Annotated in this window: 14 protein-coding genes; 7 read left to right on the top strand and 7 right to left on the bottom strand. The window is 71.1% G+C overall.

Annotation, left to right across the window (positions count from 1 at the left end):
• Positions 1-47: 47 nt before the first annotated feature.
• Together Q9R39_RS18395 and Q9R39_RS18390 are read right to left on the bottom strand one after the other, a co-directional pair.
• Positions 48-935, bottom strand: a complete 888-nt coding sequence (locus tag Q9R39_RS18395; protein ID WP_078111938.1) for an anti-sigma factor — start codon at positions 933-935, stop codon at positions 48-50.
• Positions 936-1,285: 350 nt separating this feature from the next.
• Positions 1,286-1,693: a YccF domain-containing protein gene (locus tag Q9R39_RS18390; protein WP_101822711.1), complete on the bottom strand. Its 408-nt coding sequence runs from the start codon at positions 1,691-1,693 to the stop codon at positions 1,286-1,288.
• 90 nt (positions 1,694-1,783) lie between these two features.
• Between Q9R39_RS18390 and Q9R39_RS18385 the strand changes: the two genes are divergently transcribed.
• Entirely contained in the window at positions 1,784-2,038 is a 255-nt protein-coding gene (locus tag Q9R39_RS18385) for a hypothetical protein (protein ID WP_311277939.1), read from the top strand.
• Positions 2,039-2,272: 234 nt separating this feature from the next.
• Here the strand turns inward: Q9R39_RS18385 and Q9R39_RS18380 are convergent, their stop codons facing one another.
• Positions 2,273-2,836: a maleylpyruvate isomerase family mycothiol-dependent enzyme gene (locus Q9R39_RS18380; RefSeq protein WP_078111998.1), complete on the bottom strand. Its 564-nt coding sequence runs from the start codon at positions 2,834-2,836 to the stop codon at positions 2,273-2,275.
• 37 nt (positions 2,837-2,873) lie between these two features.
• Here Q9R39_RS18380 and Q9R39_RS18375 point away from each other — a divergent pair, with 37 nt between their 5' ends.
• From Q9R39_RS18375 to Q9R39_RS18360, 4 genes are all read left to right on the top strand, one after another.
• A complete protein-coding gene (locus Q9R39_RS18375; RefSeq protein ID WP_078111936.1) occupies positions 2,874-3,701 on the top strand; it encodes an AraC family transcriptional regulator in 828 nt (275 codons plus the stop codon).
• A gap of 114 nt (positions 3,702-3,815) precedes the next feature.
• Positions 3,816-5,108, top strand: coding sequence for a GAF domain-containing protein (locus tag Q9R39_RS18370; protein ID WP_078111935.1), 1,293 nt, complete (start codon positions 3,816-3,818; stop codon positions 5,106-5,108).
• A 157-nt stretch (positions 5,109-5,265) separates the two neighbouring features.
• The gene (gene adh, locus Q9R39_RS18365) at positions 5,266-6,789 is read left to right on the top strand and encodes an aldehyde dehydrogenase (RefSeq protein WP_058253391.1); all 1,524 of its coding nucleotides are present in this window, start codon (positions 5,266-5,268) and stop codon (positions 6,787-6,789) included.
• A 96-nt stretch (positions 6,790-6,885) separates the two neighbouring features.
• Positions 6,886-7,311, top strand: coding sequence for a DUF779 domain-containing protein (locus Q9R39_RS18360; protein WP_078111934.1), 426 nt, complete (start codon positions 6,886-6,888; stop codon positions 7,309-7,311).
• A gap of 77 nt (positions 7,312-7,388) precedes the next feature.
• Here Q9R39_RS18360 and Q9R39_RS18355 read toward each other — a convergent pair whose 3' ends face one another.
• Positions 7,389-7,853, bottom strand: coding sequence for a hypothetical protein (locus Q9R39_RS18355; protein ID WP_311277938.1), 465 nt, complete (start codon positions 7,851-7,853; stop codon positions 7,389-7,391).
• A gap of 331 nt (positions 7,854-8,184) precedes the next feature.
• On the opposite strand from Q9R39_RS18355, the gene Q9R39_RS18350 reads away from it, so the two are divergent.
• Positions 8,185-8,727, top strand: coding sequence for a hypothetical protein (locus Q9R39_RS18350; RefSeq protein ID WP_311277937.1), 543 nt, complete (start codon positions 8,185-8,187; stop codon positions 8,725-8,727).
• Here Q9R39_RS18350 and Q9R39_RS18345 read toward each other — a convergent pair.
• The 3 genes from Q9R39_RS18345 to Q9R39_RS18335 form a co-directional block, all read right to left on the bottom strand.
• Positions 8,708-10,213, bottom strand: coding sequence for a dynamin family protein (locus Q9R39_RS18345; RefSeq protein WP_311277936.1), 1,506 nt, complete (start codon positions 10,211-10,213; stop codon positions 8,708-8,710). The two genes, Q9R39_RS18350 and Q9R39_RS18345, sit on opposite strands and share 20 nt — an antisense overlap.
• The gene (locus tag Q9R39_RS18340) at positions 10,210-12,222 is read right to left on the bottom strand and encodes a dynamin family protein (RefSeq protein WP_311277935.1); all 2,013 of its coding nucleotides are present in this window, start codon (positions 12,220-12,222) and stop codon (positions 10,210-10,212) included. The genes Q9R39_RS18345 and Q9R39_RS18340 overlap by 4 nt, the downstream gene beginning before the upstream one ends.
• A gap of 188 nt (positions 12,223-12,410) precedes the next feature.
• The gene (locus tag Q9R39_RS18335) at positions 12,411-15,797 is read right to left on the bottom strand and encodes an IniB N-terminal domain-containing protein (protein ID WP_311277934.1); all 3,387 of its coding nucleotides are present in this window, start codon (positions 15,795-15,797) and stop codon (positions 12,411-12,413) included.
• Between the two features lie 351 nt (positions 15,798-16,148).
• Between Q9R39_RS18335 and Q9R39_RS18330 the strand changes: the two genes are divergently transcribed.
• Entirely contained in the window at positions 16,149-17,936 is a 1,788-nt protein-coding gene (locus Q9R39_RS18330) for an Hsp70 family protein (RefSeq protein WP_311277933.1), read from the top strand.
• Positions 17,937-17,965: the final 29 nt, after the last annotated feature.

Below are 17,965 nucleotides of genomic sequence, written 5' to 3'. Positions count from 1 at the left end.
ATGCCGCCGGCCCGGCTCCACGGGGTGGTTTCCAGGAAACGGCCCGGTCAGGTCAGCGACAACTGCGCCACCGGAGTGGTGGTGGGCCGGTCCGAACCGCCGGGTGGTTCGACGGTGAACGCCAGCGTCGAGGCGGAGTTGATCCCGGACAAGACGGCGGTGGTGACCGGTTCGACGTCCTTGTCGGTCATCGTGCCGGCCGAGCGGGCGCCGTCCGGCCCGATGAGCCACATCTGATACACCGTCCCCGGTTGAGGCGGCGGGACCGAATCCATGACCAGTACGCCGGTGTCCGCAGACTTCGCGAGGTAGACGGTGACGTTCCCGGTCGCGACCGGACCGCCGGTCGATCGCAGGTCCTCCGCGGAGAAGACCTGCTCGGCCGGTGAAGCAAGCGGGCGCACCTCCGGTTCCGGGGAACTCGACTGTCCGATGACCCACCCGGCGGCGCCGATGGCGACGGCGAGGACCGCCGCGGCGGCGAGATATGTCCAACGGCGAGACCTGCGTCGGTCATCGGCCCCGGTCGCCGGGGAGCCGGCGGCGGATTCCGGTTGCCCGACGTCGGTGCCGGCTGATGCGGGGTCCTGCGGGGGCATCGGATGATCCGACGCGCCGGACACGACCGGCCCGGACGCGGACGCGCCCGCCGGTTCGGCGACGTCCGGCGCGTCGAGACCCGCGTCGGCGCGCGCGGCGGACAGGATGCGGTCGCGGAGCGTCGGCGGAGGTGGCGTGGCGGTCGTCTTGCTCATCGCGGCCAGCGCCTCGCGGGTCGCGCGGACCTGCTTGTCGAACAGGGCGCGGACATCGTGCGGCGCCGCCGCGACGCGCGCCTGGACGTCGCGCAGTTCGACATCGGAGAGTGCGTCGAGGGCGACGAGCGGTGCCATCTCCAGCAGATCGGCAGCGTCGGGATCGAGATGCTCAGACATCGCGTGCCTCCTGCCGTCGTCGAACGATGTGTCGTTGTCCCCCCGAACGCCGCTTCCGGCGGGCGGGTGTCACGTTTCCGCGTGGGCCCGGAGGCAACGGGGCTGCGGCAAGAAGTATGACGTTCGCTGCGGGTGATCGGGGTATCCGGGCCGTCGGCTGAACGACTCCTGGTGGAGTCGGGCGCCGGTGGCGTGCAGCGAGAAATAGGCCATCGCCACCGGCGGCAGCGCCGCGTCCGTACGGGGCCTGGCGCTCGCGACGTCAGTCTGGGACCCGTGTGTCATGCCACCTGTTCGGATCCACCGGCGAGGCGGATGGGTCGGGGGAGGTCAGCGCGACGTTCGGTGGATCACACCCGCACCGGCGTACCGCCGGGCATCTGCTGATCGGTCGGGACGATCTCGGCACCCAGCGGGAGCAGCGACACCGGAACCATCTTGAAACTCGCGATGCCGAGGGGGATGCCGATGATCGTCAGGCACATCGCCAGGCCGGTCGTGATGTGACCGATCGCGAGCCAGAGGCCGGCCACGATGATCCAGATGACGTTGCCGATCGTCGATGCCACACCCGCGGTCGGCTTGCGGATCACGGTTCGTCCGAAGGGCCAGAGCGCGTAGCTCGCCATCCGGAACGACGCGATGCCGAAGGGGATGGTGATGATGAGGATGCAGCAGATGATGCCCGCGACGACGTAACCGATCGCCATCCACAGTCCGCACAGGACGAGCCAGATGACGTTGAGGATGGTCTTCATTCCTCCATTGTCCATGTGGTGCCGGCCGGTGGGCACAAATGCGAGACGCAGGAGAGCACCCGCGGGCCGGCACGACACTACGATGACGTCGTGGGTGGACGGCCGGGGCGTGCGCGGGAGGCGTTGTGGGCGGTGCTCGCCACCGTGGTGCTCGTCATCCGCATCCTGGCGACCATCGCGCTCGTGCTGCTCGTGATCGGCTGGGCGGTCGCGGCGATCCGCGATTCACTCGACAACGTGTTCTTGTGGCCGTCGATCGGTGCGGGCGTCGCACTCCTGGTCAGCACCTATGTCTACGGTCACCTCCGCGCGCGCTATCCGCGGCACAACGGGTGGATCCCGTGAGTGGTGCTGACCCCCTTGCTCCCTGAGCTGCGCGCGGAGTCCCGCCCCGGCTCGCTGAGTTGCGAACCTTGTGCTCCCTGAGGTGCGAGGAGCGATAGCGACGAGCCACGAAGGGCGTGGTGAGGGTGCCTCGCCATGCCCTTCGTGGCTCGCTTCGCTCGCACCTCAGGGAGCATGGGGAGGCTCGCACCTCAGGGAGCATGGGGAGGCTCGCGCCTCAGAGGCAGAGGGGAGTCAGGACGCGACGCGACCCAACTTCGCGAGAAGCGTCGTCTGACGGTCGGCGCCGGCCGGGATCTCGACCTTGCGGCACACGCCTTCGGAGTAGATCGCATCGCCGAAACCGTCGACAGCGGCTTCCATCTCGGACAGGTCGTCGTCGGAGAACCGATGGTCGGTACCGGCTGCGCGGGCGATGTCCCAGCGGTGGGCGACCATGTCGAAACCGTAGAAGCGGATGAGGGTCTCGCCGATCGTCGTCGGTCCGAAGTGTCCGTCGAAGGTGCGTTCGCCGACGGTCGGGTCGGCGAGCAGTCCGGCGACGGTGTCGCGGTGGGTGTGCCAGGCGGCGGCCGGGTCGTCGAGCGAGGGTGCCGGTCCGGCATCGATGTCGTGGCGGGAGAAGAACTCGCGCTGGGTGTCGATGACGTGGCCGACGACGTCGCGTCCGGTCCATCCCTCGCACGGCGAGTCCGCGGTCCACGTGCCGGCGGGCGCGGCGTCGAGGACGGTGGCGAAGCCGTCGGCGAGGCGGACGTAGTGGTCGAGCAATGGTGAGGTGTCGTTGATTGCGGTCATGATGAGAGTCAACCGCGAGACCACGGGACGGTGATTGATGAAACCCGACAATCCGGCGCGGCTCGACGACGTCGAGCGCGCGCACCTCATCGACCCGTCGGACGCGAGCTTCCGCATCGGACGGTGGGCGCCGAGCCCCGATCTGGACGAACTGGTGCGCCGCTTCTGGGTGCCGGTGTGGTGGGTCCCGCCCGGGGCGGAGGCGCCGCAGCGCGTCCTGCAGTACCCCGTCTGCCTCATCGTCGTCAGCAACACCTACGCCCGCTTCTACGGCGTGGTGACCGGGTTGTCGGAGACGGTGCTGACCGGCGACGGCTGGGCAGTCGGGGTGATGCTCACGCCGGGCGCCGGGGGAGTGCTGACCGGTGACGTCGGGAAATGGACCGATCGGCATGCCGAACTATCCGAGGTCTTCGGCGACCGGGGCACCGACCTCGAGCGGTCGGTGCGGTCGGTGATGGCCGTCGAACCCGGAGTCGAGGCGACCCAGCGGACCGCGACCGACCGCGTCGAGGACTGGCTTCGGTCGTATCTCCCGCTCGACGACGACGGCCGGCTGATCAACGCGATCGTGGAGTACGTGGAAACCGATTCGTCGGTCGTCGCGGTCGCGCAGATCTGCGAGCGATTCCACCTCACCGAACGCAGCCTGCAGCGGCTGACCCGGCGTCGTCTCGGTCTCACCCCGAAGTGGCTCATCCAACGTCGACGGCTCCACGAGGCGGCCGAGCGGCTGCGCGACCGGTCGGGGACGCTCGCCTCGCTGGCGGCGGAGTTGTCCTACGCCGACGAGGCGCACTTCGTCCGCGACTTCAAGACCGTCACCGGTATGACCCCGCGCACGTTCTCGGCAAGGTTCGGGTAGACCGGAACGGCGAAGTGCGACGCCGAGCTGGGTGATTGTTGCCGAGATCACATCGAGGCAGGCAGAATCGTCGACATATCGGGCAATCGACTCGGGCAATCGACGGAGGGGTGCATGACAGACGCGGCTTCGGTGGCCACGCGCATCCGCCGGGCATACGAGGACTTTCTCTCCGGCGGCAACCCGCCGGCGGATGCGGTCCGCTCGATCGTCCGCGATTCGTGGGCGAGGTCGCTGACCAGGGGGGTCGACCCGAGCGAGACCGGCCTCGACGGAGATCGGGCGTCCGCGATGTCGCCCGCGGAGTTCGCCGCCTACCGGGCCGCACACCCCATCACCGCCGTCCGGCCGCTGGTGCAGTCGCTGATGGTCGACGCCATCGCCGACACGGGGGTCGTCGTCGCACTGACCGACCAGGCAGGCCGCCTGCTGTGGATCGAGGGCGAGTCGGCCGCACGCGACCGGGCCGGCCACATCAACTTCGTCGAGGGGTCGGTGTGGAGCGAAGAGGTTGTGGGCACCAACGCGCCCGGGCTCGCGCTGGCCGTCGATCGGGGCGTGCAGGTCGTCGGCCCCGAACACTTCGCCGGACCCGTCCAGGAGTGGAGTTGTGCGGCGGCGCCCGTGCACGACCCGCTGACCGGGCACGTGATCGGTGTCATCGACGTGACCGGCGGGCGCGAGGTCGCGGCGCCGTTCGCGCTGGCGGCGGTCCGGTCGGTCGTCGCCGCTGTCGAGCGCGAATTGCGGGCGGGCGCCGTCGATCTCGCCGACCCGGCCACCTTCGACCCGGCACCGGGCCCGCGGGCCGCGGCCCACCTCGCCGTGCTCGGTGACGGTCCGGGACGCTGGCATCGCGCCGCCGACGGGCCCGGCGCCCGCACCCTGTCGCGCCGGCACGCCGAGATCCTCGTTCTGCTGCAAGCGTTTCCGGAAGGTCTGAACACCGAACAGCTCGCGTTGAAGCTGGCCGAGGACGGGCTCGACCCGGTCACCGTGCGGGCCGAGATCTCCCGACTCCGCCGCGACCTCGGTGCCGACGTCGTCGCGAGCCGGCCGTACCGGCTCACACTCGACCTCACCTCCGACGTCGACGATCTCCGGTCGCGCATCTCGTCGGGTTCGGACCTCGCGTCGGTCGTCGATGACCTCGGCCGCGGCGGGTTGCTCGCCGAATCGACCGCACCGGGGATCGTCGAGATCTTCGAGGAACTCCGCGAGGACCTGCGGTCGCGTCTCTTCGCCGGCGGCGACGTCGCAGCGTTGCGCCGCTGGACGTCATCGACGCACGGTCGTGACGACCTCGCCGCGTGGCGCCGCCTCGAGCATCGCCTACCCGTGGGCGATCCCGACCGGGCCGTCGTCGGCGGCCGCATCCGACTCCTGGACAAGAGGTACGGGGCGTAACCGGTCTGAGCTGCGTGAACAGCAGGTGGCCAACGTTGCAACGCGCGTGCAACCAACCCGCTCCTAAGGTGTGCAGCAGATCACAACGGACGCCTTCGGTGTCCCGTGTGACATCCGCAGAGCGTCCTCAGCTGAGGCCCACACGCAAGGAGCAACCATGACCGTCTTCGCAAAGCCGGGTGCCGATGGCTCGGTGATGAGCTACGAGTCGCGTTACGACAACTGGATCGGCGGACAGTGGACCCCGCCGGTGAAGGGTCAGTACTTCGAGAACCCATCGCCCGTCGACGGCAAGGTGTTCTGTGAGGTGGCCCGCTCGACCGCCGAGGACATCGACCTCGCGCTCGACGCCGCACACAAGGCCGCACCCGGATGGGGCAAGACCCCCGTCGCCGAGCGCTCGCTCGCCCTGCTGCGCATCGCCGATCGCATGGAGGAGAACCTCGAGAAGCTGGCCGTCGCCGAGACCTGGGACAACGGCAAGGCCGTCCGCGAGACCCTCGCCGCCGACCTCCCGCTGGCCATCGACCACTTCCGCTACTTCGCCGGCGCGCTGCGCGCCCAGGAGGGGTCGATCTCCGAGGTCGACGAGGACACCGTCGCCTACCACTTCCACGAGCCGCTCGGCGTCGTCGGCCAGATCATCCCCTGGAACTTCCCGATCCTGATGGCCGTGTGGAAGCTGGCACCCGCCCTCGCCGCGGGTAACGCGGTGGTGCTCAAGCCCGCCGAGCAGACGCCCGCGTCGATCCTGTACCTGGTCAGCCTCATCAGCGACCTGCTCCCCGCCGGAGTCCTCAACGTGGTCAACGGATTCGGCGTCGAGGCGGGCAAGCCGCTCGCTTCGAGCAACCGCATCCGCAAGATCGCGTTCACCGGTGAGACCACCACCGGCCGGCTCATCATGCAGTACGCGTCGGAGAACCTGATCCCGGTCACCCTCGAACTCGGTGGCAAGAGCCCCAACATCTTCTTCAACGACGTGATGTCCGCCGACGACGGGTTCCTCGACCGTGCGCTGGAAGGCTTCTCGATGTTCGCGCTCAACCAGGGCGAGGTGTGCACCTGCCCCAGCCGCGCGCTGATCCAGCAGGACATCTACGACGAGTTCATCGCCAAGGCCGTCGACCGCGTCGGAAAGATCAAGCAGGGCAACCCCCTCGACACCGACACCATGATGGGCGCGCAGGCCTCGAACGATCAGTTCGAGAAGATCTCCTCCTACCTCGCCATCGGCAAGGACGAGGGTGCCGAGGTGCTGATCGGCGGCGAGGCGGCGGATCTCGGCGGTGACCTGTCGGAGGGCTTCTACATCAAACCGACTGTCTTCCAGGGCAACAACAAGATGCGCATCTTCCAGGAAGAGATCTTCGGCCCGGTTCTGGCGGTCACCACCTTCAAGGACTTCGCCGACGCCATGCACATCGCCAACGACACCCTCTACGGACTCGGCGCCGGAGTGTGGAGCCGCGACGGCGCGACCGCCTACCGGGCCGGCCGCGAGATCCAGGCCGGCCGGGTGTGGACGAACACCTACCACGACTACCCGGCACACGCTGCCTTCGGCGGCTACAAGCAGTCCGGTATCGGTCGCGAGAACCACCTCATGATGCTCGAGCACTACCAGCAGACCAAGAACCTCCTGGTCGGTTACGCTCAGAGCGCCAAGGGTTTCTTCTGACCCGTCGAGCCCTTCGAGGCTCGTCGCTAACGCTCCTCAGGGAGCGGAGGGGTCGCGCTCCTCGCACCTCAGGGAGCAGACGAAAGGTGATTGACGATGACCGCCGAGCAGAGTGTTCCTGATCGCGTGGTCGCCACAGACTCCGCCGTGCAGCTCCTGACCAAGTTGTCGGAGCTGCACGGCGGCCTCATGATCCACCAGTCCGGTGGGTGCTGTGACGGCTCGGCCCCGATGTGTTATCCGGTCGGGGAGTATCGAGTGGGCCAGCGAGACGTGCTGGTCGGCGAGATCGAATTACCCGAACCCATTCCGGCCGTTCGGGTCTGGATCAACGGTGACCAGTTCGAGCTGTGGAAACACACCCAGTTGATCCTCGACGTCGTGAAAGGCCGCGGTGCCGGATTCAGTCTCGAGGCACCGGAAGGGGTTCGTTTCCTCTCGCGGGCACGGACTTTCACCGATGAGGAGAACGAAGTGCTGGCGACGTCGCCACCACTGACGGGGGCCACCGCCGGCCCCTGAGGTCCGACCCACACAGAATGCGTCGTAGGTACCGGAAACCGTTACCCACGACGCATTCTGCGTTTGTCCGCGGTGTGTCACCACTGGTCGAAGCCGACGTTGACCTGGGGGTATCCGGTGTCGATGTGGTTGTTCATCCAGTAGTTCTGGGCGTGGGGTCCCCAGATGCTGCTCATGGCGGTGTTGACGTTGTGGGGGTGGTTGGTGAGTTGGTAGTTGGCGGTGGGGCCGAAGGTGCCGATGCGGTAGATGGCGTTGACGTCGAGGTGGTTGGTGAAGGGTGCGGTGGCGGTGATTGTTTCGGTGGCTCCGGGGTAGAGGATGTGTTGGGGTGCGTTGATCCATTGGCCGCCGTCGGCGTTGGCGCCTTGGAGGTATTCGGGCTTGTCGGTGTGGTTGGTGATGGTCATGGCGACGGTGGGTTCGCCGGGTCGGGTGATGGGGAGGGTGCCGGCGTGGGCTGCGCCGGCGGCGCCGAGGGCGATGCCGGTGGCGGCGGCGAGTCCGAGGGTGGCGGTGGCGATGCGGGTGGTGGTTTTCATGGTGGGCTCCGGTGTGGTGTGGGGGTTGTGTTGGTGACACCACTGACTCTGCCGGGGATGGGTGGTCGGGGGATTCCGCTGACCGGGTGATGGGTGGGGTGAATGGCACGTCCACCGATCGGGGGACGTGCGGTGGTGGTTGCCGGGTGGCTTCGACTCGGCTCCTCGCTGCGCTCGGTGCCGGCTCAACCAGCGGTGGGTGCCGGCTCAACCAGCGGTGGGTGACGGCTCAACAAGCGGTGCGCGGTGGTCGCGGGGTGGCTTCGAGAACGATGATCCGGGGTTGCGCCGGTTCGGGGTAGCGGAACGCGCAGGCAACTACCATCGAGGGATGTCGAACGCCGACGGCTCTCCGCCTCCCCGCCCGCGCGTCGCCGTCACGCCGCTGCGCCCGCAGCGGCCGGTCGGGCGCTCTCCGGTCACTCGCTATGTGATCCTCGGCTGGTTGGTGTCGGTGGCCCTGGTCGTGGTGACCGCCGGCCTGACGCTGGTGTCGCTGAACGACATTCGGTCCGTCCTGGCCGCCGATCTCGTCCGGACCAATCCGGGCGTCGGGACCGATGCCGCACGCGCCGTGGACATCTCGTTGATGGTGGGCGGGGCGATCGCACTGGTCGTCGTGCTCCTCGGGCTGTACGGGTCCGCGCGACTCTGGGACAGTCGACGGTCCGGCCGGAGCATCCTGACGGTCGGCGCCGTCGTCGCGGTGGCGGGCGCTGTGGCCTTCCATCTCACGGTCAACCCGTCCGCGACAGCACTCTCCGACGCCGGTTTGCCGGTTGTCGCCCAGTGGGTTCCGGCGGCGGCCGCGCTTGTCGCGGTCGTCGCCACCGGAGCGTCCTACACCCGGTCGGTCACGGCATCCCTGCGCTGAAACCCTGGCCGCCGCTCCGGACCGCCTCACCGAGTTGGGCGACGATACCCTCGGCACTACGCACCGCGACCTGACATGCCGACGCCGAGGCCGGCGCGAGGAGCGGGTGGCCGGCACGTGCCCGCCAGGTCCGCGCGGCGTCGATCGCGGCGTCCCGCAGTGTGTACACGTCGGCGGTCGCGGGCAGTCCGAGGCGGGCCGCGGGATCGATGCCCGACCCGCCGATGAGCCGGGTGATCTCGGCCGTCTGGTCAGCGGGGAGGTCGACGCCCCCGGCCCGGATGGTGCCGAGCAGACGCAGCTCTCGGAAACCGTGGACGTCCGCGAGTTCCCGGCGAACCGCGGCCCGGACGTCACGCGCCCCCGCCGACGATGACGCGGCCAGGAGGTGATCCATCGTCACCAGCGCCGAATGGGACTTGAGCTGGTCCGCGCGCTGCCCGAACTGGGTGTCGATGATGGCGCTCAACTCCGAGAGTCCGCTGCGCTCGACGAGTTCGGCGGCCAGCGCCGACGAGGAGCTCGCGCCGAACCGGATGAGCGTGACCGCCATTCGGATGCCGAAGGCGCCGAAGCGTTCGGCCAGCGAACGCCGCAGCTCGGCGGGTATGTCGGGCAGGATGTCCGGCCGGGAGAACCGGTCCATCGTCAGCAAGGCCGCCTCGAGGTCGGGTGCCGGGGTCGCGGCCAGCTGTGCCAGCGCGCGGAACTCGACCTCCCGCATGGTGCGGGCGGCCAGTGCCAGCAGTCCCGCCACCGGCACGACCGCCTGGCACAGGCCCGTGCGTTCGAGCTCGCCGGCGAACCGTCCGGCGATCTGGTGCGCGGAGATCATCGCATCCATCCGGCCGGCACCGAGCTCGTCCGCGCGGGAGACGACGCCGATGACACCCAGCGGGCCCGACGATCCGCCGATGGCCGACCCGATGCGGCGCAGCATCGTCGTGTCGGTGGCGGTCAGTGAACGCAACAGGTAGACGACGGCGTCCACGCCGGACTGACCGTCGTCGGGGGTGAGGAGCCGGATTGTCGACGCGGACAACTCCGTCGACAAGGACGCCGTGCCCGGGGTGTCGACGATGGTCGTCGACTGCAGGGCACGCGCGGGCCACTCGACGTCCAGACGGTCGACGTGATCGGCGGTGAGCCGCCCGAAATCGAAGCCCAGTCGACCGCCGATGCGGGTGACCGGGATGCCCACCGCGCGACCGTCGTCGACGTGTGCGGTGACCGACGGCGACCGGCCGTTGCGGTACCAGGTGACGACCCGCGTGCACTCGGTGGCATCGGTGGGGGCGATGTCCTGTCCCACAAGGGCATTCAGCAGCGTCGACTTGCCAGCTTTGAGCGAACCGGCCAGGGCGACCCGCACCGGTTGGTACAACCGGTGGGCGCACACGTCGAGCTCGGCCTGTGCGTGCGGGTCGTCGGCGAGGGCGGTGCGGGTGGCGTCGAGAAACCCTCGGACGCGGGCGATGTCGGTCATCGGCGCGGAAGCTTCGCAGCGGGCTCGTCCGGGTCGAGATGATCGGCCGCCTTGCGCAGCGCGGCGACCGCGGTGAGCCGGGACTCGAGTTCGGCGACGCGCCCGGATCGCTCCGAATCGGCGAGGGTCGCGGCAGACTGTGCGGCACTGAGGGATTCCGAGATCGAGCGTGCGGTCTGTTCGGCGACCGAGGTGAAGTGATCGCGGAGGACTCGCTGGATGACGCGCAACCGATCGCGGGACTCCTTGCCGACCTGGAAGCTGACGTCGTCGGTGAACGCGCGCACCGCGACCTTCGCCTTGGCGCGGCGTTCGAGGACCTTCGCCTCCTTGTCATCCCGGTACGCCTTGGTGCCCAGGAGCAGTCCGGCGCCCACGGACACCGGGTTGATGAGCGCCATGCCGACCATCGTCGAGATGAGTCCGAACATCAGCACACCGCCGTACGACCCGCGCATGCCGATCAACAGCTTCTGGGCGAGACCGACTCTGCCGCTGTCGAGTTCGGCGAGCTCGGCCACGGAATCGAGGACACCGGTCAGATCGGCGACGTCGATGTCGGGCAGCGAGTTCTGGCCGGCCGCCGCGAAGTGGTCGGCCACCCGCTCGGCGAGCCACACCGATCGTTCATGCGCCCAGACGAAGTTGTCACCGATGACGGCGGCGGTCTGATCGGCCAGCCACTCGCTCAACTGTTCCCAGTCGACCCCCGGATCGCCCTCGTCGATGGCCCGTTCGGCTTCCCGGGTCACCGCGCGGAGACGGTCCCGCAGGTCGTGGTCGATGTCGGCCGCGAGGTCGGCGATGCCGTCGGCCAGCGTCTGCTGCCACTGAGCGGACTGACGTCGCATGGCCTCGGCGTCGGACTTGGCCTCTCGGAGCGCGCCGACGGCGCGGCCGGCGGTCTGCGGGTCGCGCAGAGCGGCGAGTTCGCTGCCCAGGGTGAGCGCGAGGTGTTCGCTGACGACCCGCAGATCGGTCGCGACGGTCGTGCGGGTCGCCTGCCGTGCGGTGGACACCACGCGCTCGCGCAGGTACCGGTACAGATCGAGGAACCCGGCCTCCGCGTTGAGTTTTTCGTCGCCGAGCCGCAGCGCGTGGGTGCGGAGAACCGACGACACCGGCAACAACGGGATGTCGAGGCCCGCGGTCTGCAGATGGGTGCGGTCGGCGTCGACGATGGCGCGCCAGTGCGGGTACAGGTCGGTCTTCGTGATGAGGCACGCGATGGTCGGGCACAGTCCGGCGACCTGCTGGAGGAAAGACATCTCCGGCGCGGTGAACTCCTGGCTGGCATCGGACACGACGAGTACCGCGTCGGCTGCCGCGACCATGCCCAGAGTCGCTGCGGCATAAGGGTGTCCGTGGCCGCCGACGCCGGGGGTATCGACGAGGACGAGGCCGTCGGCGAGCAACGGGCCGGGTGCCTCGATCTCGAGCCGGAGCACCTCGCGGCCACCGGCGAGCGGGGAGTCGGGGGTGATACCGGCGATGGCGTCCATCGGCACCGGGATGCGGTTGTCGGCGGCCGGGCCGTCGACTATCAGATGGGCCGACGGTTGCGCGGCGTGCGAGATGACCGTCGGCACCGCGGTCGTCTCGTCGTCGCCGACCGAGCACACGTCCAGGTTGAGCAGTGCGTTGACGAACGAGCTCTTGCCCTGTTTCAGCTGACCCACCACGACGATCCGCAGGCGGGGGTCGGTGATCCGGGTGCGCGCGCCGTCGAGGCGGCTGACGAGATCATTGCGGCCCGCCTCCCGGGCCACCTCGGACATCGTGGTCAGGAGGTCGCCGATGGTGCTCGGCGCCTGCGTCCGTGCGGGGGTCGCCGCTGCCGGGGTCGCCGGGGCCGGTGCCGCCGTCGCGGGGGCGGGTGGCCGGGGCGGGGCAGCGGCGTGTGCCGGTGCGGTCGGGGCTGCTGCCTTCCGCGTGGGGGCGGGATCAGGTGCGTCCCGATCGGCGGCGTGCCGGCCGACGCGAGGTGGTTCGGCGGGTGGAGTGGTCATGGTGTCCTCACGGTAGCGGTGAGTCGGCCCGCCCGGTCGAAATCGGCGGGGCTCCGCACCCGGTCGGGCGGTGCGTGCGAGCGCGCCGGGCGAGGGCGGGGCCGGACGAGGACCGCCCCGGGGCCGGCCCACGTCCAGGGATGCTGGAGCGTGAGACGGTCCCGGGGCGGGTTGCCGACGTGACCAGGTCAGTCGGCGTCGGGTCCGGCGTCCGGGGTGTTGACGCCGATCCCGGTGTCCGTGTCGCCACCGAGGCCACCGGTCAGGCCGCCGGTGAGGCCGCCGGTCAATCCGCCGGTGAGGTCGGCGGTCGTGTCGGCCACGCCGCCGACGGTCGAGTCGACCGCGCCGCCGACGGTGGTGTCCACCGCGCCGCCGAGTTCGGCGCCGGTGTCGGTCACGCCGCCCAGGTCCAGGCCGCCTTCCGCGCCGGCACCGCCGCCGGCGTCGACGCCACCACCGACCCCTGCGCCGCCGGTCAGACCACCGGTCACCCCACCGACGATGTCGGTGGTCGTGTCGAGGGTTCCGCCGACCCCGGTCTCGAGTGAGCCCGCGGCGTCGCCGACCACGTCCACTGCGCCGCCGGCCGTGCCGGAGATAGCGGTGGTCAGTTCGGAGGTGACCTCTGCGGGCAGCTCGGTGTCGAGCGCACCGCCCAGGCCCAGGTCGCCGCCGAGGCCGAGGTCGCCGCCGAGGTCCCCGCCGGCGCCGAGAGCGCCGTCGAGAACCGGACCGGCAGTGGCTCCCAGATCGGTTGCGCCGCCGAGATCGAGCCCGCTCGCTCCGCTCCCGGCGCCGATGAGATCGAGCCCGCTCGCTCCGCTCCCGGCGCCCAGGCCGGCGAGTCCGGTCTCGAGGGTCCCCTCCAGGCCGCCCTGCAGAGTGCTGTCCAGCCCGGCGACCAGGTCGGTGCCGGTCTCGGCGACGGTGCCCAGGCCGGCCAGTGTGCCCGCGCCCAGGTTGCCGGTGAGGCTGTCGACCACTGTGCCGCCGAGGGTTTCGGTGACCAGGAGCGGTCCGCCCACGGTGATGGTGCCCTCGGGGGAGAGGATGAGGCTCGGGTTGACGATCGCCTCGAGTTCGCCGGTCAGTGCCCCGCCCAGGCCACCCGTCGCCTCCAGGGTCGAGTCCAGGGTCGCGACGAGGCCGTCGGTGGCCGACAGATCCACGTCGAGTGCGGAGCTGAGAACGGTGCTGAGGGCTGCCGGGAGTTCGGCCCCGCCGGCCAGCTGGCCGGCCAGCGAACCACCCAGCTCACCGCTCAGCGCGGTCCCGAGGACGGCGCCGAGGGACGCGCCGAGGTCGGCACCCACATCCCCGCCCGCAGCCAGCACGGCCTCGAGGGTTCCGCCGAGGTCGGCGGCGGTCTCGGTCACCAGGCCCAGTCCCGCGCCGGCGTCGAGTGCGGCGTCCAGCGCCCCGCCCAGCTGTGTGATGAGGGCGCCGTCGACGCCGAGTGCACCGCCGAGGTCCGCGGCCAGCAGTTCGCCGACGTTCAGGCCGGCACCCGCGGCGGCGTCGAGGATGCCCTCGACGCCTGCGGCTGCGCCAAGCACCCCGCCCAGGGTGGCGCCGAGTTCGCCCGCGAGCTCACCGCCGCCACCGACGATCGCGCCGAGTTGCGCGGCCAGGTCGGTGGCCAGTCCGCCCTCGAGCAGACCCGTGAGGTCGGCGCCGAGGACGCCGCCCAGTTCGAGGGCGCCACCCAGCGCGGCCCCCAGGTCGGCGCCCGCGGCGGCACCGAGGACGCCGGTGAGCACGGTGCTCAGCGCGGTGTCGAGGCCGGCGCCGGCCGACAACAGTCCGTTGAGCGCGGCTCCGAGTTCGGTGCCGAGGCCGCCCACGACCCCGAGGCCGCCGCCGAGAGCGCCCTCGACCGCGCCACCGAGACCCGCGCCCAGTCCGGCACCGAGTCCCAGTCCCGTTTCGAGGGCGCCGCCGACACCGGCTCCGAGGGCACCGCCGAGACCGAGACCGGTTTCGAGGGCGCCGCCGAGTCCGGCAGTCAGATCGGCGGCCAGGCCGCCTTCGAGGGCTGCGGCCAGCGTGCCGCCCAGGGCGGCACCGAGACCGGCGGCGGCCTCGCCACCGACTTCGAGGCCGGCGGCCAGAGCGCCGGCGAGAGTCGTGCTGAGATCGCCGCCGGCTTCGAGCAAAGCCTCGACGTCGACGATCCCGCCGGCTTCGAGGACGGATTCGAGCGCCGCGGCGAGTCCGGCCTGAGCGCCGCCGCCGACACCGAGGACGGCGGTCAGGGCGCCACCGAGGACGGCGTTCGCGCCGGCCGCGCCGGTCAGGACCAGTCCGCCGGTGGCCGCGGCCGTCGATGTCAGGGCCACGCCGAGTGCGGTGCCGACGGACGCGGCAGCGGTGCCGCCCGCGGCCAGGGTCGAGCTGAGAGCCCCGCTGAGGGTGGCGCCGAGTTCGCCGGACAGGTCGGCGATGGCCTGCGCGTCGAGCAGACCCGACAGCGTCGCCGAGAGGTCACCCGCGACATCGAGAGTGGAGGTCAGAGCGGCGGTCAGATCGCCGGACAGTTCGGCGCCGAGACCGAGCGCGCCGGTGAGTACCGCCGAGAGTGCGCCGCCCGCACCGAGACCGGCGCCGAGCGCGGCCGCGAGGTCGGCGCCGAGTGCGCCGCCCGCGCCGATCGTGGCGCCGAGCAGACCGCCCAGTGTCGCACCGAACGAGCCGGCGAGTTCGCCACCCAGGCCGAGCGCCGCAGACAGCTGCGCGGCGACACCGCCCCCGAGTCCGAGCCCGAGGTCGGCGCCTGCGGCCAGCAGTGCGTCGAGCGAAGCCCCGAGCTGGGCGACCAGGGCGCCCTCGGCGCCGATCGCGCCGGCCAGCGTTCCGGCGATGACCGGTCCGATGCCCGCGGCGAGCTCGAGGCCACCGTCGACGACCGTCTCGAGCGCGGCTCCCAGGGCGGCACCGAACTGCGCGGCGATCGCGCCGCCGGCTCCCAGACCAGCGGACAGCGCCGCGCCCAGGGCGACGGCCAGCTGGCCGGCGAGGTCGAGATCACCGAATGCGATACCGCCGAGGTCGAGATCGGCCAGGGACAGGCCCGAGAGGTCGATGTCACCCAGCCCGATGCCGCCGAGGAGACCGCCGAAGTCGATGTCGCCCAGATCGATTCCACCCAGGTCGAGTCCACCCAGGTCGAGTCCACCGAGGTCGATGTCGCCCAGTTCGAGCCCACCGATGCCGCCGAGGTTCACATCACCGAGGTTGACGTCTCCGCCGCCGACGTTGATGTCGCCGAACTCCAGGCCGCCCAGGCCGACTCCGACGCCACCGCCGCCGATCACGCCGCCACCGACCGCGCCGCCGCCGATCACGCCGCCACCGACCGCCCCGCCGCCGGCACCGATGATCGCACCGAGGCCGCCGCCTGCGGCCAGACCGCCTCCGGCGACCAGCGGGGCGGCAGCGGAGATGTCGGCGGGGGTGACGCCGGTGAGTCCGGCGCGATCGATCGCGGCCTGGGGGTTGCCGCAGTAGGCGTTGAAGGATTCCTCGTCGCGAAGCAGACCGAGGATGAAGTCGAGTACCGCGTTGGTCGCCATGGCGTCGTTCCTTGCGTCGGGGAGATCGCAGTTCGATCCCGTGTCGAGTTCGACCGTATGGACTTCGGGGCCCGACGACATCGGGGTAAATCCCCAGTCCTGCCGACGACCGGGGGGTGGGTCATGACCCCAGGGGGATTTCGACCGGGGGACGGGGTCCGGGCGCCGCCGGCATAGGGGGGTCGGGACTTTCCCCCTAATCCCCGGCCAGCGCTAACACCAGGGGGCCGGTCCGCGACACACTGGGTGAAGTGCGCCGCCGGGGCCGGGGCACGTGACATCGACGGATTGCCCGCACGACGCGGCACCGTCACCGACCACCGTCTGCAGGTGCGAACAGGAGTGAGCGTCATGGCCATCGGGATCGGTGTGAAGATCGGGACCGCGAACAGCGTGGCGGTAGCCGCCTCGGAACAGTCCTGGGAGGGCGCGGTCTCGGTCGAGACGTCCGCTCTGGTGGATGCCGACGACTTCCTCGGACGGGTCGGCGACCCGGTCCCGATGCTCGACGACCACGGCCGCACGATCGCGGCCGCCGACCTCTACGTCGACGCGGTCGCGGCGCTGGTCGCCCGGCTCGACCTCGGCACGAACAGCGTCGACTCGACACCGTCCGACGACGTGCACCTGACCGTCGTGCACCCCGACAACTGGTCCGATCAGGCCGTCGACGAGGCCCGGGCGGCACTTGCCGCCCACCCCGACTCGGTGCCGGCGGACGCGATCACCTGGGTGACCGAGTCACGGGCGACCCTGGCTGCAGCCGAACACGCCGAGGGCGCCTTCGGCGACGGCGCGGTCGTCGTCTGCGACCTCGGCGCCGCGGGGCTCACCGTCTCCGTCCTGACCACCGGCTCCGACCCGGCCCCGGTCGGCCGTCCGCTGCATCTGGACACCGTGAGCGGCAACGAGTTCGACCGCCTGCTGCTGGCGCACACCCTGCGGGTGACCGGTGCCGACGCCGAGGTCGACGCGGGTCTGGCCGACCCGGTCCGGAGCGGCGCGATCCTCGACGACGTGAACCGGCTACGTGAGGAGTGTCGCCGGGCCAAGGAATCCCTGTCGGTGGACACCGACACCGTCGTCGACGTGCGGATCGGGCAGGTGAGCACCGAGGCGCGGCTGGTCCGGAACGACATCGAGGACCTGCTGCGCGCACCGGTCATCGAGGTGGTTGCGCTGGTTCGTGAAGCGGTCTCCGCATCCGCCGTCGGCCACGACTCGTCGGGCGCGCACGCGGCACCCGGGATGAAACCGGCCGGGGTGACCGCGGTCTTGCTGGGAGGCGGCGGTGCGGCGATTCCGCTCGTCACCGAGATGCTGTCCTCGACCCTGCGTCTGCCGGTCGTGCTCGACCCCGATCCCGCGTCCGCCTCGGCAGCCGGCGGTGCGCTGATGGCCGGCACGACGCTTGCCGCGCGCCGGGCGGCGATCGCTCCGGCCGCTGCCACGACAGCAGCCCTCGTCGCGGCCGCGCCCGAGGAGCGGCCGCTCCGCGAGATCGTCCCGGCTCCGAGCACTCCGGTCGCCGAGCCCGCACCGCGGTTCTCGCGCCGCAAGCGCGGCACCCTCATCACGGTCGGCGCCGCCGCACTGGCACTCGTCACGGCAACCGGACTCTCCGTCGGCACCGGACTCGTCGGCTCGGTCGGCGAGGCGACGCCCCCACCCGCGGGAGCGGCGACCACCACGGCCACCTCGACGCAGAACCCCGGTGGCGCCCCGGGCACCACCGCGACCGGTGCGCGTCCCGGCACCACCGCTGCACCGGTGACCGGTACGGGAACCCGGGCTCCGGGTACCGCAACCGATGCGCCGCGGCGGACCACGGCCGGTGCGCCGGCCGGCGCGGCCCCCGCGCCCGGAACCGGCTCCGGCGGCCCGGCACCCGCGCCCGCACCGGGTCCGGCTCCGGCGGCGCCGTCGATCCCCTCGGCGCCCGGTGCCCCGTCGGTACCCAGCCCGAACCAGCCGGAAGTCCCCGCCCCGGGCAACGGCGGCGGCTCGGGCGGCGGCACCGGTGGCAACATCGGCGGTGGCGGCACCGCGGGCGACGTCCTGGAGGTACCTGGCCGGGTCCTCGACGGCACCGGTCAGGTGCTGTGCGGCGTCACCGGCGTCGTCGGCGTCGACTGCTGAGCCCGTTGACTCCCCGGTCATCGCTGGAC

The sequence above is a fragment of the Gordonia sp. AC31 genome (assembly GCF_031844505.1).
Lineage (GTDB): Bacteria > Actinomycetota > Actinomycetes > Mycobacteriales > Mycobacteriaceae > Gordonia > Gordonia hongkongensis.
This window is presented reverse-complemented; position numbering and strand designations above follow the sequence as displayed.

What these genes read in the sequence shown, in the direction of transcription:
- adh (WP_058253391.1), top strand. Translation starts at nt 5,266, where the DNA reads ATGACCGTCTTCGCAAAGCCGGGTGCCGATGGCTCGGTGATGAGCTAC.
- Q9R39_RS18345 (WP_311277936.1), bottom strand. Translation starts at nt 10,213, where the DNA reads ATGACCGACATCGCCCGCGTCCGAGGGTTTCTCGACGCCACCCGCACC.
- Q9R39_RS18340 (WP_311277935.1), bottom strand. Translation starts at nt 12,222, where the DNA reads ATGACCACTCCACCCGCCGAACCACCTCGCGTCGGCCGGCACGCCGCC.
- Q9R39_RS18360 (WP_078111934.1), top strand. Translation starts at nt 6,886, where the DNA reads ATGACCGCCGAGCAGAGTGTTCCTGATCGCGTGGTCGCCACAGACTCC.
- Q9R39_RS18370 (WP_078111935.1), top strand. Translation starts at nt 3,816, where the DNA reads ATGACAGACGCGGCTTCGGTGGCCACGCGCATCCGCCGGGCATACGAG.
- Q9R39_RS18330 (WP_311277933.1), top strand. Translation starts at nt 16,149, where the DNA reads ATGGCCATCGGGATCGGTGTGAAGATCGGGACCGCGAACAGCGTGGCG.
- Q9R39_RS18380 (WP_078111998.1), bottom strand. Translation starts at nt 2,836, where the DNA reads ATGACCGCAATCAACGACACCTCACCATTGCTCGACCACTACGTCCGC.
- Q9R39_RS18395 (WP_078111938.1), bottom strand. Translation starts at nt 935, where the DNA reads ATGTCTGAGCATCTCGATCCCGACGCTGCCGATCTGCTGGAGATGGCA.
- Q9R39_RS18375 (WP_078111936.1), top strand. Translation starts at nt 2,874, where the DNA reads ATGAAACCCGACAATCCGGCGCGGCTCGACGACGTCGAGCGCGCGCAC.
- Q9R39_RS18350 (WP_311277937.1), top strand. Translation starts at nt 8,185, where the DNA reads ATGTCGAACGCCGACGGCTCTCCGCCTCCCCGCCCGCGCGTCGCCGTC.
- Q9R39_RS18355 (WP_311277938.1), bottom strand. Translation starts at nt 7,853, where the DNA reads ATGAAAACCACCACCCGCATCGCCACCGCCACCCTCGGACTCGCCGCC.
- Q9R39_RS18335 (WP_311277934.1), bottom strand. Translation starts at nt 15,797, where the DNA reads ATGGCGACCAACGCGGTACTCGACTTCATCCTCGGTCTGCTTCGCGAC.
- Q9R39_RS18390 (WP_101822711.1), bottom strand. Translation starts at nt 1,693, where the DNA reads ATGAAGACCATCCTCAACGTCATCTGGCTCGTCCTGTGCGGACTGTGG.